General features: G+C 39.4%; 15 protein-coding genes. 4 read left to right on the forward strand and 11 right to left on the reverse strand.

Annotated elements, in window-relative coordinates:
* The first annotated feature begins 140 nt into the window (after positions 1-140).
* From M2448_RS05210 to rsmG, 4 genes are all read left to right on the forward strand, one after another.
* On the forward strand, positions 141-1,316 hold the full coding sequence (locus M2448_RS05210; protein WP_280645561.1) for a VWA domain-containing protein: 1,176 nt from the start codon (positions 141-143) through the stop codon (positions 1,314-1,316).
* 18 nt (positions 1,317-1,334) lie between these two features.
* Entirely contained in the window at positions 1,335-2,297 is a 963-nt protein-coding gene (locus tag M2448_RS05215; RefSeq protein WP_280645560.1) for an SIMPL domain-containing protein, read from the forward strand.
* Positions 2,298-2,464: 167 nt separating this feature from the next.
* Positions 2,465-3,310, forward strand: coding sequence for a DUF3298 and DUF4163 domain-containing protein (locus tag M2448_RS05220; RefSeq protein WP_280645559.1), 846 nt, complete (start codon positions 2,465-2,467; stop codon positions 3,308-3,310).
* Between the two features lie 7 nt (positions 3,311-3,317).
* Positions 3,318-3,938 (forward strand): 16S rRNA (guanine(527)-N(7))-methyltransferase RsmG, encoded by a 621-nt coding sequence (gene rsmG, locus M2448_RS05225; RefSeq protein WP_280645579.1) that lies wholly within the window; start codon positions 3,318-3,320, stop codon positions 3,936-3,938.
* Positions 3,939-4,132: 194 nt separating this feature from the next.
* Here rsmG and rplT read toward each other — a convergent pair whose 3' ends face one another.
* The 11 genes from rplT to ruvX form a co-directional block, all read right to left on the reverse strand.
* Complete coding sequence (gene rplT / locus M2448_RS05230; protein ID WP_006798843.1) at positions 4,133-4,477, reverse strand: 50S ribosomal protein L20; 345 nt, start codon at positions 4,475-4,477, stop codon at positions 4,133-4,135.
* A gap of 108 nt (positions 4,478-4,585) precedes the next feature.
* Entirely contained in the window at positions 4,586-4,783 is a 198-nt protein-coding gene (gene rpmI / locus M2448_RS05235; RefSeq protein WP_280645558.1) for a 50S ribosomal protein L35, read from the reverse strand.
* Positions 4,784-4,834: 51 nt separating this feature from the next.
* Entirely contained in the window at positions 4,835-5,476 is a 642-nt protein-coding gene (infC, locus tag M2448_RS05240) for a translation initiation factor IF-3 (RefSeq protein ID WP_280645557.1), read from the reverse strand.
* A gap of 225 nt (positions 5,477-5,701) precedes the next feature.
* The gene (locus M2448_RS05245; RefSeq protein WP_280645556.1) at positions 5,702-5,848 is read right to left on the reverse strand and encodes a hypothetical protein; all 147 of its coding nucleotides are present in this window, start codon (positions 5,846-5,848) and stop codon (positions 5,702-5,704) included.
* Positions 5,849-6,054: 206 nt separating this feature from the next.
* The gene (gene thrS, locus M2448_RS05250; RefSeq protein ID WP_280645555.1) at positions 6,055-8,007 is read right to left on the reverse strand and encodes a threonine--tRNA ligase; all 1,953 of its coding nucleotides are present in this window, start codon (positions 8,005-8,007) and stop codon (positions 6,055-6,057) included.
* Positions 8,008-8,968: 961 nt separating this feature from the next.
* Positions 8,969-11,017 (reverse strand): tetratricopeptide repeat protein, encoded by a 2,049-nt coding sequence (locus M2448_RS05255; protein ID WP_280645554.1) that lies wholly within the window; start codon positions 11,015-11,017, stop codon positions 8,969-8,971.
* A 96-nt stretch (positions 11,018-11,113) separates the two neighbouring features.
* Positions 11,114-13,531, reverse strand: a complete 2,418-nt coding sequence (locus M2448_RS05260) for a tyrosine-protein kinase family protein (protein WP_280645553.1) — start codon at positions 13,529-13,531, stop codon at positions 11,114-11,116.
* Positions 13,532-13,561: 30 nt separating this feature from the next.
* Positions 13,562-14,308, reverse strand: a complete 747-nt coding sequence (locus tag M2448_RS05265; RefSeq protein ID WP_280645552.1) for a polysaccharide biosynthesis/export family protein — start codon at positions 14,306-14,308, stop codon at positions 13,562-13,564.
* Between the two features lie 85 nt (positions 14,309-14,393).
* Positions 14,394-15,203 (reverse strand): polysaccharide biosynthesis/export family protein, encoded by an 810-nt coding sequence (locus tag M2448_RS05270; RefSeq protein ID WP_280645551.1) that lies wholly within the window; start codon positions 15,201-15,203, stop codon positions 14,394-14,396.
* Positions 15,204-15,219: 16 nt separating this feature from the next.
* A complete protein-coding gene (gene def / locus M2448_RS05275; RefSeq protein WP_280645550.1) occupies positions 15,220-15,783 on the reverse strand; it encodes a peptide deformylase in 564 nt (187 codons plus the stop codon).
* A gap of 7 nt (positions 15,784-15,790) precedes the next feature.
* Positions 15,791-16,216, reverse strand: coding sequence for a Holliday junction resolvase RuvX (gene ruvX / locus M2448_RS05280; protein WP_280645549.1), 426 nt, complete (start codon positions 16,214-16,216; stop codon positions 15,791-15,793).
* Positions 16,217-16,354 lie beyond the last annotated feature (138 nt).

Consider the following 16,354-nt stretch of genomic DNA (forward strand, 5'->3'; position numbering starts at 1 on the left):
GAGAATGTAAAGTAAATACTTTTAAAATATTTATACCGAATGTTTCACCAACTGAAAACAGTGGTTCACCCATTCTTCCCTGAAAATCAATTTTTAACACTATACATTTGAACTGGCAACCAATAAAAATACAACAAAATATGAAAAGGTTAATATTATTAGGCTCAATATTGTTTGCTTTTGCAACAGTGGCCTTCAGTAACACACACGCAGCAGTAACGGATAATAGTAAAGTTGTGAAAGAGACAACACATAACGTGAGGACGCCTGAGACAAAAATACAGGTGGCGATTCTCCTCGATACATCGAGCAGTATGGACGGACTGATAGAGCAGACAAAAGCCCGCCTGTGGAATATCGTAAATACGCTGACTACCTTGAAGTTTAACGGTAAAACACCACGTATAGAGATCGCTATATATGAGTATGGGAACAACAATATACCGTCATCAGCTGACTACATACGCCAGGTTACGCCACTAACGTCCGATCTGGATTTGATATCCGAAAAGCTATTCGCACTAACTACCTATGGTGGTGATGAATATTGTGGGACTGTGATAGACAGAGCTGTGAGGAGATTAGACTGGGGAAACAGCCGTTCGGATATGAAGCTGATTTACATAGCAGGTAACGAGCCTTTCACACAGGGGAATATCTCTTATAAAACGGCAATAGCCAATGCTTTGGAAAAAGGTGTCTATGTACATACCATTCATTGCGGACGTCAAAGTGAAGGTATAGAAGGCAAATGGCGCGATGGTGCTGTAAGGGGCAAAGGTAAGTTCTTCAATATAGATCATAATGTGCGAATTCGTCACTACGATACGCCGTATGATGACAGGATAGGTTTATGCAATGAGCGACTAAATGCTACTTATATCGGTTACGGCAGTATGGGATATGCCCGTAAAGATAATCAGGCAAGACAAGACCGGAATGCGAAAGGTATCTCTAATGCTAATATGGCGGAACGAGCTGTGAGCAAGCTAAGCGCTGTTTACGATAACAGTTCGTGGGACTTGGTAGACAGGGTGAAGAATGATAAGAACGCTTGGGCTGAAATCGAACAATCGGAACTGCCCAAAGAACTACAAAATAAGTCGAAAGAAGACTTACAAAAGCTAATCTCAGAAAAAGAAGCTGAAAGAACGGCTATTCAGAAAGAAATAAATGAATTGGCAAAAAAGCGTCAGCAATATATCGATGAGCAGAAGAAAAAGGAAGGAGACGCCACAGGCGACGATCTGGGTAAGGCGATCAATGAATCTATTCTGGCTCTGGCACAGGAAAAAGGATATACCATTGGTAATTAATAGTAAAATGCAATGGCTATGAAAAAATACGGTTTCTTATCAGTATTCTTATTATTCTTCATTATTGAAATATCTGCTCAGGCAGCATTGGGAAACTATATGTACAATAATCAGCAGGACTTATCTGTGCCCGGCAGATATCAGGGTGTGATTGGCAATGCTGTTATTGCAAACGATAATGAAATATTGGCGCAGGTGAGCGGATTAATGAATGTAGTTGCTGATAGTTATGTCGCTGTATTCAATGTAGTTCAGGTAGGGGAGACTTTTACCGATGTAGACGGTATGATGAACGAACGCATACAGATATTTAAAAGTAAGCTGAGCGGACAGGGTATAGGAAATGAAAATGTAAAGATAGATTTGCTGTCATTTGTTCCCAGATACGACGTTCAGTCAGAATCTAAAATATTCAGTAAGTCGTATAATGAGATCCCTTCCGGATATGAGATGCAAAAGAACGTGTCGGTATTATTTACCGAGTCATCTCAGATAGATATGATTACAACAGCAGCCTTAGAGTCGGAAATATATGATATTGTGAAAGTTGATTACTATATCGACAATATGCAGCAACTTCGTGACAGTCTGCGTCAGAAGTGTATCGAAGAACTAAAGAAGAAAGCAGCGACTTATGAATCAATCGGTATCAAGCTGGATTCGATGGAAAAGACTGTGTCAGATAATTTTGCGACAATATACCCTCCATCTCGTTACAATACTTATCAGGCATTCTCCCGTCCGTCACTCAATGTGGCTAAGAAAAAAACGATTATCGAAACTTCGAAGATTACAACCCGCTACTATCAGCCGTTAGAGTATAACAACTATGATATTGTCATAAACCCTGTTGTAACTGAGCCTGTTGTACAATTGTTATATAGTATTGTAATGAAATATAAACGTGGAGATAAAGAGAAGAACGCAATATATAATATTATAACGCCTTCGGGTGATGTGAAGCAATTACAATTAAAATAGGATTCGTTTTGTTTTAGGGGCTATCGCTTGTTTCTGAGGGCGATAGCTTCTTTGTTTTTTATGTGTGAATATTCATATACTTTTTGTGGCAGAAAATTGTTTAATATAAAAATGGCATTCTTTCTTTTTATCGTATATTTGTATTTATATAAAAAGACAACGTACACATGAAAATCATTCTGCTAAAACTAACTATTGTCGTTTGCTTCCTGTCTGTCTTTCAGGCATGTAAGACAGATAAGCCGGTTCATTTGTCTAACGATATTGCATATGACTCTATCTCGGTGTCGCAGGTCTATCATCTGGACAATGATTCTACCAAACCTTCATGTTCACTCAAAGTTCGTTATATATATCCTGTAAAATACGCTGACACTATTATGTTGGCTAAAGTGCAGGGAGAGTTGAATTTTGTGTTGATGGAAGATGAGAAATATGAGAAAATGAGTCCGACAGATGGGGTAAATAATTATGTCACCGATTATATCCAAAATTATAAACGGGATGCCAAAGAGCAGTTCCCTGATTGGGAAAACTCAGGAGATTCGGAAGACTACTTCTCCTATTATAAAACCCTTGATAGTAAAGTCCTCTATGACATGTCGGGAATATTGTCTTATCAGGTGTCTTCTATGGATTACAAAGGAGGGGCTAATTCATCTACAGCCTATCGCAATGTAGTGATCGATCTTAAGACCGGTAATATGCTGAATGAGCAGGATATTTTCAAGTCGGACTATAAAAAGCCGCTGAATACTCTTCTGGTACACAAAATTGTAGAACAGAATAAGGTGCAAAAGCCGGACGATCTGCTCGAATTTGGTTATTGGGGAATAGAAGACGTATCGTCCAATAATAACTTTTACGTAGATGATAAAGGTATCACTTATATTATCAATCCGGGAGAATATTCCGCGCCATCACTGGGTGAAATAAATATATTCCTGTCGTATGCCGAAGTTGAGAATATACTGAAAGACGATTCTCCGATCTCTGTTCTTTTCAAGAAGTAATATGAATATAGATATAATACTCAAATATTTCCCTGATATCACAGACGAGCAGAAAGCTCAGTTCGGTGCTTTGTATGACTTGTATGCCGACTGGAATTCTAAAATAAATGTCATTTCACGCAAGGATATAGAGAATCTCTATACACACCATGTACTTCATTCGCTTGCCATTGCAAAGCTTATACAGTTTACCGATGGCAGTCAGATAATGGATGTAGGTACAGGGGGCGGATTTCCCGGTGTGCCGCTTGCTATCTTGTTTCCTGAATGTAAGTTTTTGCTTGTAGACAGCATTGGCAAAAAAGTAAGAGTGGCTACAGAGGTGTCGAATGCCATCGGGTTGAAAAATGTAGAATTCCGTCATTGCAGGGCAGAGGAAGTAAAAGAAAAATTCGACTTTGTAGTTAGCCGTGCCGTAATGCCCTTACCCGATCTGGTAAAAATCGTTCGTAAAAACATATCGAAAGAGCAGCGCAATTCCTTGCCTAATGGAATTATCTGCCTCAAGGGTGGAAACCTTGATAGTGAGATGAACCCATTCAAAAAAACAGCAGAAGCCGATGACCTGTCCATGTTTTTTGAAGAAGAATATTTTAAGACAAAGAAAATAGTTTATGTGCTGATTTAGTGATCAGCATATTTTGTTAGACAGCAGTCAGTCCAAAGTTGTCTGGCTCATATCTTTCCTCAGTTGCTGATAATATTCCTTACAGGTTTATCTCTCGCGGATTATATATCTAAAGATAAATAAAATGAATTTTGATAACAAAACAAGAAAGCAATCCCATTTGAGATTGCTTTCTTACTCTATCATAAAGATATTTATTTCACTTTATCTACGATTGCTTTGAACGCTTCCGGATGGTTCATTGCAAGGTCGGCTAGGACTTTGCGGTTGATCTCAACTCCGTTTTTGTGAAGGGCTCCCATCAAGCGAGAGTAAGACATCCCTTCAAGGCGTGCAGCAGCATTGATACGTTGTATCCACAATGCACGGAAATTACGTTTTTTAGCACGACGGTCACGGAAAGCATAGGTAAGACCTTTTTCCCATGTGTTTTTGGCTACTGTCCACACGTTCTTACGAGCTCCGTAGTAACCTCTTGTTAGTTTAAGTACTTTTTTTCTGCGGTTGCGCGATGCAACATGATTGACTGATCTTGGCATAATTTTACGATGTTTTGAATGTTAGCGGTTTTCTTTCTCAAAAACACTTTGGTGCATATACATCCGGTTAATAAATCTTTTAAACTTGCTTTGTTAAACGAAAATCAATTATTTCATTCCCAATAATTGTTTCACATTCTTCTCATCCACTTTGCTTACAGTAGAGGTATGAGTAAGATTTCTTTTTTGCTTTTTCGTTTTCTTAGTCAAGATGTGACTTTTGAAAGCATGTTTTCTTTTGATTTTTCCTGTTCCGGTAAGGGCGAACCTCTTTTTGGCACCGGAATTAGTCTTCTTTTTTGGCATCTCAGTTAATTAATTAAATTATTAAACACGAACTACAATCTATAGTAATTGTTATTCTTCTTCTTTACTTTCGTCCTGATTATCGTCACCCTGCTTCTTCTCCAAAGTCTTTTTCTCTACATCTTTCGGTTTTGCCGGTACAGGTTTTGGTGCAGCTGCTTTTTTAGGAGACATCATCATTATCATCCTTTTACCTTCCAGTGCAGGAAGCTGGTCTACTTTACCATAGTCTTCAAGCTCTGTGGCAAAACGAAGCAATAATACTTCTCCCTGCTCCTTGAACAATATGGAACGACCTTTAAAAAACACATAGGCTTTAAGCTTAGCTCCTTCTTCAAGGAAACTTTTTGCATGTTTCAGCTTAAAATTGAAATCGTGGTCATCGGTCTGCGGTCCGAAACGAATTTCTTTCACAACCACTTTCACCGATTTAGCTTTAGCCTCTTTCTGTTTTTTCTTTTGCTGATAAAGGAATTTTTGATAATCCATTATTTTACACACAGGAGGTACAGCAGTCGGTGATATTTCGACCAGATCGAGTTCGAGTTCGTCAGCCATACGCAAAGCTTCCTGTATGGTATAAACTCCCTGCTCAATATTATCGCCCACAAGACGAACCTCTCTTGAACGGATATTACCGTTGATTCTGTGTAAATCTTCTTTCTTTTGTTGATTAAATCTGTTGTTCCTCATTCACAAACTGTTAGAATTCCTTGTATTTTTTAATTTATACTTTTATTTATAATTAAAGCCGGCTGCAAAGGTAATAAAAAAACTTATCGAATGTATATAAACTTCCCTATCTTTTTAATTCAAAGGGGAATGCCCTCGTTTTTAACCACCTAAGCGTATCTTATTATTATCTTGTTTTTTACAATATGAGAATGACTGATTTGGGTTAGGGATATAAGAAAATAATTATTTATATTCTATCACATTTACCAAATCCAACGCTTTTAAATCCACATCAATTATCTGTCGAGGATTTGATATCTGACTGATTCTGCTTTCTGCTATATTCGACATGGAGATAACTACCAGCCCGTTATCCAAAGCGATTTCCATAAATTTAAGGAAATCTGAAAATATTTATCGGCAGTACTAATGTCCCCTCATTTTGCAGATCGGGAACGATATCAGAGAAAAAACTCCTGTCGTCAAAGAGATGTAATGTATTCCAGTCGCTCATTGCTTGCAAAGTATTAAGGATAGAAAAGCCCTCTTTTTAATTCGAGAGGGCTTTTCGGTATAATGCTTTCTTTATAATCAAATTACGCCTTATGCTCCCACGCATTCATCATTTTTTCCATTTCTTCGTTCAGCTGAGCGGCAAAATTGGTAAATTTCATAGAACCCTTATCGCCTTCGCCCTGCTTTCTCACAGAAACTTCCTCTGTTTCAGCTTCTTTCTCTCCTACAATCAGCAAATAAGGTATTCTTTTCAATTCGTTATCGCGAATCTTACGTCCTATTTTCTCGTTACGGTCGTCTACCTGCGCGCTGATGTCATGCTGTTTGAAATAACTTGCGACACGATGTGCATAATCGTTGAACTTCTCGCTGATAGGCAGAATCACCACCTGATCGGGAGCCAGCCACAACGGGAATTTACCGGCTGTATGCTCGATAAGAACCGCAATAAAGCGCTCCATAGAACCAAACGGTGCGCGGTGAATCATTACCGGACGGTGCTTTTGGTTGTCGGCTCCGGTATATTCCAGTTCGAAACGCTCAGGCAGGTTATAATCGACCTGAATAGTTCCCAACTGCCAACGGCGACCAAGTGCATCTTTTACCATAAAGTCGAGCTTAGGCCCGTAAAATGCAGCTTCGCCAAGTTCTACTTTGGCTGGCAGACCTTTTTCGGCACAAGCTTCGATGATGGCACGTTCGGCCTTTTCCCAGTTTTCGTCACTACCGATGTATTTTTCCGGATTTGACGGATCGCGCAACGATATCTGAGCCTCAAAGTTCTCAAAGTCGAGAGCTTTGAATATAATGAACACAATATCCATCACTTTCAGAAACTCGTCTTTCAACTGCTCAGGCGTACAGAAAATATGCGCATCATCCTGAGTAAACCCGCGTACACGCGTCAATCCATGCAATTCGCCACTTTGCTCATAACGGTAAACAGTACCAAACTCGGCCATGCGCAAAGGCAGATCCCTGTATGAGCGTGGAACAATTTTGTATATCTCACAGTGGTGAGGGCAGTTCATCGGTTTCAGCAGAAACTCTTCACCTTCTTCGGGTGTATGTATAGGCTGAAATGAGTCTTTTCCGTATTTGGCATAGTGCCCCGATGTTACATACAACAGCTTGCTGCCGATATGCGGAGTCATTACTTGCTGATACTCGAATTTTTTCTGTATCTTTTTCAGGAAATCTTCCAGTTTAAGACGCAACTGTGTACCGCGTGGAAGCCACAACGGAAGCCCTTTTCCTACATTTTCGGAGAAAGCGAACAATTCCAGCTCTTTACCGATTTTGCGATGGTCGCGTTTTTTGGCTTCTTCCAGCATTACCAGATAGTCATCGAGCATCTTCTTTTTAGGGAAAGTGATACCGTAAAGACGTGTCAGTTGTTTACGTTTTTCGTCGCCACGCCAGTATGCACCTGCAGCGCTAAGTATCTTAACGGCTTTGATGTATGATGTATTCGGCAAGTGAGGTCCGCGACACAGGTCGGTAAATACCCCCTGTGTATATGTTGTAATCGTTCCGTCTTCAAGATCGTTTATAAGTTCGACCTTATAATTCTCGTGACGGGCATCGAATAGTTGAATTGCATCGGATTTAGATATACTCTGACGTCTGATCTCTTCTTTATTAGCAATCAGTTCCATCATTTTAGCTTCGATTTTCGGAAAATCTGCATCTTTTACAGGAGTATCCCCAAAGTCGATATCGTAGTAAAATCCGTTCTCTATTGCAGGTCCTATCCCAAATTTAGCATGCGGGTACAGTATCTGTACGGCCTCTGCCATAAGGTGAGCTGAAGAGTGCCAATAGGCATGTTTACCGTCTTCATCTTCCCATTTCAGCAGTTCGATCGTCGCATCTTCTTCGATAGGTCTGGTCAGATCCCAGACTTGTCCGTTAACTTTAGCGGCGAGGACTTCCTGCGCCAGACGCTGACTGATGCTTTCGGCTACTTGCATCGAAGTGGTTCCTTTAGCGAATTCCCGCACAGAACCATCGGGAAATGTAATTTTTATCATCTTTTTCGATATTTAATTATATAGCTCCTACAAACAAGCTATTTTTTCAACTTGCAAAAATAGTGAATTTTTATGGACTAATTGATTTTAAGCAATGAATTTGCAAAGGAGATACATGAAAATAATTTTAACTAAAATGTAACGAAAGTAACGCTTTCCCATTGTTTTTAGTTTTCATTACTTTTCTTCTACTATTCTCTTTTTGTATCCTTCTTTTAAACATTCTTTTCAACCAGTTGCCTCCACTTTTAAGTGGGGGGAATAAGGCTGATCATTTCGGAATGGCTTTAGCCAAAACAGATTTGACTAAAGTCTTTTTAAGCATTACTTCCAACCCACGCCTTAAAAGACGTGGCAATTCGTAGGACAGCCCTGCCGGATAAAGCAGGAGGATGCTGAAATTTTAACTAAAATGTAACGAATGTAATGGAATTGCACTGTTTTTACTTTTCATTACTTTATTCTCTCTGTCACTCTGGCCGGAAGGAAGAGTCTCTTGAATTCCTACAGGCTTGCATCTCTTTCCTTTGCGTCTTTGCATCTTTGCGAGAAAAACATTTTAACTAAAATGTAACAAAGGTAACAGATTTGCACTATTTTGATTTCTGTTACTTTCTATTCTCTCTGTCATTGACTATGCTCTTGCTCCGCCGAACACTGTTTCGTCCCTACAGCACTGAACACGACAATAAATATTATGTATTACTTAATACAAAATAAGATTGCCAATAGAATCTATAATAAAATATTTTGGTAAAATTTAAACAGACTCTTACATTCCTTACACTTTTTGCATTGTTTTCGCTCGCCGATTTATCAATTAGCTCCGCTGAATGTTATTTCAAAGATCGCTTTTTGCTAACTGTTGACTGATACTGTTTACTGAATATATCTTATAGATAAAGCATTTACAAATTAATGAAAGCTCTTAGTCCCATCTCAAAGCAGAAATAGGAAATAATTACTCCGTCATTCTCTTTATTATACTATATGCTTCCACTACTCCCATCTCGCCGGCTTTACGCATATCGTCGAGTGCACGATCTTTATCCTTTATTTGGAAACGACTCAAACCTCTGTTATAATACGCTTCTGCAAACTCAGGGTCGCGTCGCAAAGCTTCGTTATAATCAAGGATTGCCGTACGGTAATCGTTCTGCATGTAACGAATCTCAGCCCTGTTGTAATAGGCATAGATAAATTCAGGATTCAATTCTATTACTTTATTGTAGTTTTTAATAATAATATCATAGTCATACTTTATCGCATCGAGCATTGTAGTGCCTACGGGTAAAGTCGTATCTTTCTTAGGGGTACTCAATCCTGGCAGGTCTGTCTGTTCCGGTTTCTTTTCATATTCGGAGAAGTTTTCTTTCAGTTCCAGTTGCTTGGTATATACTATTGCCAGATTGAAATAGGCAAGTGTGTATTTAGGATCGAGACTGATAACTTTATTGAAATCATCTATCGAAGCTGCAAAGTCCTGCACAAGCATATAATCCATAGCGCGCGCATAATAGAGGTCGGCATTGGATGGGTTTTCCACTATATGTTTGGACAGGTCGTCTATAGACCTGAAATGCTCCTGTATTTGGAATTCGTTGAGTGCGGCTTCACTGTTGGTTATCCGCAGCTTTTTAGGCAGCACCGATTTTTTATTTAGCACATCAACCAACTGGCTATAGTACACAAAACGGCGTATATCGTTAGGTTTTTCGTAGTACGACACTACGAATTTAGGCTCAAGTTCAAGCTTGATCTGCTTGTTTTGTACCCGTCCTCTTGTACTGCTGCTATATTTGCTTTTTTCTTCTTCCGTTTTGTCGGCAACCATCAACAAGTTAAACTTGTCCATGTCTTTGTCTGATTTCTCTCTGGTCTTCGTCTGGTCTTCTTCCACTTTACCCGATGCCAACTCGCGGTTCTTTCTCGATTCTTCGTTACGGGCATAGTTGAAGTCACGTTCGGCACCTTTCAGGTCGTTCTGCTTACGTTTGATATCGGAACGGGCATAAAAACCATGATAGAACTCAGGATATTCGGCCAATACGGTATTCATATCTTCCAACGCTCCTCTGTAATCACCGATATTATTCTTGATCAGTGCCCTGTTGAAATATGCGATATAGTTGGTAGGTTCATATTTCAACACTACATCGAAGTCCGATATAGCACGGTTGTCGTCTCCGACCTGTGACCTGAGCAATCCGCGATTGAAGCGTGCAATGATATTGTTCGCATCCAGATCTATAACTTTGTCGTAGTCGGCCATTGCTCCACGCAGATCGTTCTTTGAGTAGCGAACCAAACCACGATTAATATAATTTCCGGTCTGAATAGGATCGAGGCGAATAGCTTCATCCAGATCGGCCATCGCCTTGTCATAATCTTTCTTGTAATAATGCAGTAATCCACGCATAGAATATGACTGTGGCAGGTATTTATCCAGTTTGATCGCCTGATCGAAGTTGTTGAATGCCTGTACTGTATCTCCTTTTTCCTGATACAATGCTCCTCTTGTCAAGAAACCTTGTGTGTAATTAGGGTTGACTCTCAAAAGTGTGTTTAAGTATTCTTCGGCTTTCTCGTATTCTTTCTTTTGTATATTGACGATCCCCGAATTTATAAGGGCAAATTTATCGTTAGGAAAAGCATCTAGCGTCACTTTATAATCTTCGAGCGCCCCATCATAATTATTCTGGTTCTGACGTGCATCAGCCCTCAACTGATATACTTTCGACATAAATGGGTTTCTTTCCAGTGCAAGTGTACAGTCGTCTTCTGTTCCTTTAAAATCGTCCAAAAAGTATTTGGCTATAGCACGATAGAAATAAGGCTCAGCCAGATATGGCTTTGCTTTTATCGCCTGATTGAAATACTGGATAGCCAGCACATAATCTTCGTAGTACAAGGCATTACGCCCGATCATTATAACCCGTTCTGTATTGACCTGAGCTGTAGACAGCAAGCAGTTGAATAATACGAATATAAAAAGGAGGAATTTCTTCACGTTGTGTATTATTAATTATATGACAGGCAAATATATGAATAATACGTTAACAAAAAAGAAGAGAGGCTTTGTGAGCCTCTCTTTTTAATATATTTTTTAGTTTTCAAAATAGTCGTCGTGGTAGTAGGAATTCTTCTTGAGGTAATAGGTTTTATCTCCATAGTAGCGAGATGTTCCGTAATACCCTTCACGTCCTTTCACGTCATTGAATACCAGTGCAATATTATTCACGCCATCTTGTTTCAACTGGGTGATAACGCTCTTGAAGAACGACCTGTTAGTCTTAGCTCTGCGGACAACAAACAGAGTTGTATCTGCCAGCTCGGATAATATATACGCATCGGAAACGAGACCTACCGGGCTACAGTCCACAATTACATAATCGTACACTTCTTTCAGATGTGCCAACAGTTCTTTTGTCTTCTCTGTTTTGATCAATTCACTCGGATTAGGAGGCAATGTGCCGGCAGGAATAATGTCGAATCCGTAGTCTGGGTGAGCTATCGTGATCTCATCAAGTGTCACCTGTCCGATCAGATAATTGGATACACCTTTTGTGGCATCTACCTGCAATGTTTTAGCTACAGAAGGACGCCTCAAGTCTAAGTCGATAATTACCACCTTCTTGCCCATTAGCTGATAGACGGATGCTATATTGGTAGCAATAAATGTTTTTCCGTCGGCAGGCTCTGTAGATGTTACCAATACTGTTATCTTACTTTCGCGCTGAGCCATATATTCTATACGTACACGCATGTTGCGGAACGATTCGGCAAAACTGGATTTAGGATAGTTCTTGACCAAGACGACACCATCATTCAATTTTTTAGAAATATTCTCTATAGTACCGATAACAGGGAATCCCGATATTTTCTCACATTCTTCTTTTGTCATGATCGAGAAGTTCAATACTTCTTCTTTCAATATGACAAAGCAAAGTGGAATGATCAATCCTATTATAAAGAAGTACATATAATTTTTGTTTTTCACGTCTCCGTTGAAGGCTCCTCCCATCTGACGGGGCTCTTCCCATACAAAGTTATCCGGCGTATTGGATGCCTTTTGTATTTCGGCTTCGCGCTTTCTCTGAGTCAGGTATTGCTGATAGACTTCGTTCAGACGGTTTTCTCTCTGAAATTTGATGAAGTCGCGTTCCTGAGGCGGCAGATTATCCATTTTGGCCTCAAGCACCATATATTTCCTCACCAGTCCGTCTTTCTGATCCTGAAGATTTACCTGTAGTATCTGTACTTCCTGCAATATCTGCTTTCTGTAATCGTTGAGTTCATCTATCACTTTATTATACAACGGGTTCTTTGCTCCCAGATTTTTAGCTTTATCCAGCACATCGTTGTATTTCTTTATAGTTTCGCTAAGCTTCATATTCCTCACATTCAAGGTAAGAGGATCTATCAGTTCTTCGCTTTGCATAATATTGCTTTTGATGGCCTCAGTCAATGCCAAAACAGAACGTTCACGTACAGCAAGGGCATCTTTTTCCCTGTTGGCACTATCCAGATCTACTTTCAGTGATTGGGATGTTATGTCATATACACCTGTAGCTCTTTGGAAATCCTCTAATTTAAGACGCGAGATATCGAGTGAGTCATTGATGAGTTGCAACTGGTTATCGAGGAATGTAATCGTACGTTCTGCCTGCTCATTTTTCAGTGTCAGATTGTAATTTTGGAATTCATCAAGCAAGACTCCCATATAGTCTATGTCTCTGGCTGGATTAGATCCTGCCATAGATATATTCAGTATAGTAGAATTGTCGTTTTGAAGGGACGGGCTGACACGTCCGTTAAACATACCGATCAACTCATTATTTGACAATAATTTGAAGTTGATAGATTGTATGTCGGGCTTAAATTCTCCCTGTAGGTCAGGTCTGAAAGCTTTGGTTTTTACCAGTTTCAACTTTAAAAAATTGGTTTCTATCTCCTGATCGAATGGCGCTGCAATTGTTACTTTATCGTCTTTATCGGGATCGGGTTTGTAGCTTACTTCGCATCTATCTTTATCTACATACGCTATTTCATACACATAACGATAGGCCTCATCCGATTTAATTTCAATGTCCTGAACCCTCACCGGCGTATCGGAATAAAGGTTTATCACCTTGAAACGTGTCTTAATGAAGTAATCCACCCTCATTTTTTCAGGCAGATTCTCTACTGTACGTTCGGTAAGACCATAAGACCGTAAGACGATCATCTGATTTTCGGTATTACGCAACAGACTGGCTGTAGGTATGGCACCCGAGACAACACTGGACGAGTTATTGTCCTGAAGAATCATGACAGCCTGAATCATAAAGGCCGGAACCCATTTTTTATTTTTTATATAGGCATAAGTCAGGCATAAAGCGATAGAAATGACAAAGAGGTACCAATATTTCAGTATCCTGTAAAACCACAGGACGAAATCGAAAGAAATGGTCGTTTTCGATTTTACCTCCTCGAAATAAGGATCGTTATCTGCTACTCTATTGTTTTTATTTTCAATATCCATAATCGAAATTTACTGCTGCTTACTTTCTTTTTACCAACCGTTATATAATATAGAATACAGGAAGAATGTTAAAGGTCCTGATACCATAGATACAAATGCTCCCATCGAGTCTATACTGAAAAAGGCATTTTTGTTAGTAGGGAAATATATCACATCATTGGGTTGTATATAATAAAATTCAGACTGAATCACATCCTGCGAGCGAAGATCAAAGGTCTTTATTGCTGTATTTCCATCGGCATTTTTTCTTACGATGCTTACACGTGTAAGATCCATTGTGCCGGTAGTCTGCTGAGATATAGCCAATGCCTGATAGATGGTAAGGTTATCTTTATAGACCCGGTAAGACCCTCGCTTATCGTTTGCGTAAATGTAGAAAAAATTGTTTGCAATGGAAACTTTTACCTGTACATCTTTTACCGATTCCTGCATTACTTCCTGAATAACTTCCTCTGCTTCCTGTACTGTGAGCCCTGCAACCTTAGCTGTGCCGAAGAAAGGAAGCACTACTGTGCTGTCTTCGTATATAGTATAGGTTTTCAGTGCATTCTGATTGGAAGATAAGACTGTATTGAAAGTAGAGACAAGTTCCAGATCACTGGACGAAATAGCACAGGTTATCATATCTCCCACTACCAGCTTGTATTCTTTAAATTCCTGTAAAGGGTATTGTTTATTGATTACCTGCATGTAGTTGATCTCTTGGCTGGATATACAAGAAGAGAAAAGGCCTAGTGAGGCAATACCAATCAGCAAGTAATAGTAAATGTATTTCATTCGTATTCTTTTAAATTTGCCTGAGCATATAGGACCTCCATATTCACAGCATTTCTGAGTTTTATTATGTATATGTTCCATATGTCTAAAACGCTCTAAGTATAACAACGATTACACTACCGACAGAAAGCAATAATCCCAATAGCGCGGGGAAGTTTGCAGTCGAACCGAAAAATTTCTTCGATGTTTGTGGTATATACAATACATCGTTAGGCTGTATGTAGTAAAATTCGGTATCGATAATATCTTTACTTCTCAGGTCGAATGTCTTAGATACAGACCCTTTTGCATTTTGCCTGATGATAGTAACCTTAGACCTGTCACCATAAGGACCTATTGTACTGGCAATAGCTAAAGCCTGAAAAATAGTCATAGACGTACTGGTCATAGTGATTCTGTTTGCTCCCGTTTCACCCAGAACGCTAAAATATCTGTTAGCAAGAGTTACGTCGGCTGTAGTACCCTCCGAGAAAGTATTCAGCTTTTCACTGATTATATTTTTTGCCTGCAACATTGTAAGTCCTTGCACATATACTTTCCCTATGTATGGGAATGTTATTGATCCGTCGGCATATACAGTAACAGGCGCTATGTAATCTGTATTTTCCAGATTCCTTATTTGTGAACCGGTACTCACATCTGTAGATTCGTTTAGTCCCCTGTACGACAAACGGGGTGTGTATCCGGCAAACATACGGGATACTTCCGGATCCCACGCATATACGACAATACTCAACTGGTCTCCGGGAATGATCTTATATTCTTCGGCCTTTACTGTTAATTGAGGGTAGTTCAGCTTTATATCTTGTAGCAAGTCCGTTTCCCTGTTGGTTACGCAAGAACTAAAAGCATAAACACAAACGAGTATTAAAAATATCTTTATTACGTTTTTCATAAATATATCCGGTTTCTCAAATTTTACCTTCCAGCGCTTTTACTTTATACCGGCAATTTGTTCTTCCCTTAATAAGGTTGTTCAGCTTACTCTTGATTAACTGCTTGCGGATGCCGGAAATTTTATCCACAAATAGTTTTCCTTCTATATGGTCGTATTCATGCTGAATACAACGTGCAAAGAATGCGTCGTATGTTTCATCATGAGAAACAAAGTTTTCGTCGAAATATTGTATGCGAACTGCCTCTTCTCTATCTACATTTTCGTTTATCCCGGGAATGCTAAGGCAACCTTCTTCCATTTTTACAATCTCACCCGTATATTCAACGATGCGCGGGTTGATAAATACTTTCTTGAATCCGCTGTATTTAGGATCGTCTTCTGCCAAAGCTTCAAGGTCGATAACAAAAAGCCGTATATCCAAGCCTATCTGGGGAGCTGCAAGCCCTACGCCATCGGCATTGTACATCGTCTCAAACATGTTATCTATGAGTTTTTTCAGATCGGGATAGTCGGCAGTTATTTCCTTAGTTGGCTTTCTAAGGATCGGCTGTCCATACAAGTATATAGGTAGTATCATATTCTATTCATTTGTTTTGTAAACGTAAGCTTTCCATGTAGCTTTGCAAAATGATGACCGCACTTACTTCATCTACCAGCGCTTTGTTTTGCCTGTCTTTTTTCTTCAATCCGGCATCAATTATCGCTTTCTGAGCTAAGGCTGATGTAAAACGCTCGTCATATAGTTCTATCGGGATATTGGGGTAAAGCGTTTGTAGTTTCTTCACAAAGGGGCGAATATGCTTCATGTTTTCTGAATATTCGTTATTCATCTGCTTTGGCAAGCCTACAATGATCTTTTCTACGTCCTCTCTTTCCAGATAGGTTTTCAGATAATCGAACAGAGTATGGGTAGCAACAGTCGTTAAACCGTTCGCTATGATTTTCAGTATATCGGAGACAGCTAAGCCAGTGCGTTTTGTCCCATAATCTATTGCTAAAAATCGTCCCATATTAACTAATGTGCAAAGGTAGATAAAAAATATTTATTTATCTTCACTATAATACAGTTAAATAGCATTATTTACGGCTGATGAACCTGAAACGCCTGATTGTCCGATTATAATTTCGATAGTTTGTGTATTCTTTAT

The sequence above is a fragment of the Dysgonomonas sp. PF1-14 genome (assembly GCF_029892965.1).
GTDB lineage: Bacteria > Bacteroidota > Bacteroidia > Bacteroidales > Dysgonomonadaceae > Dysgonomonas.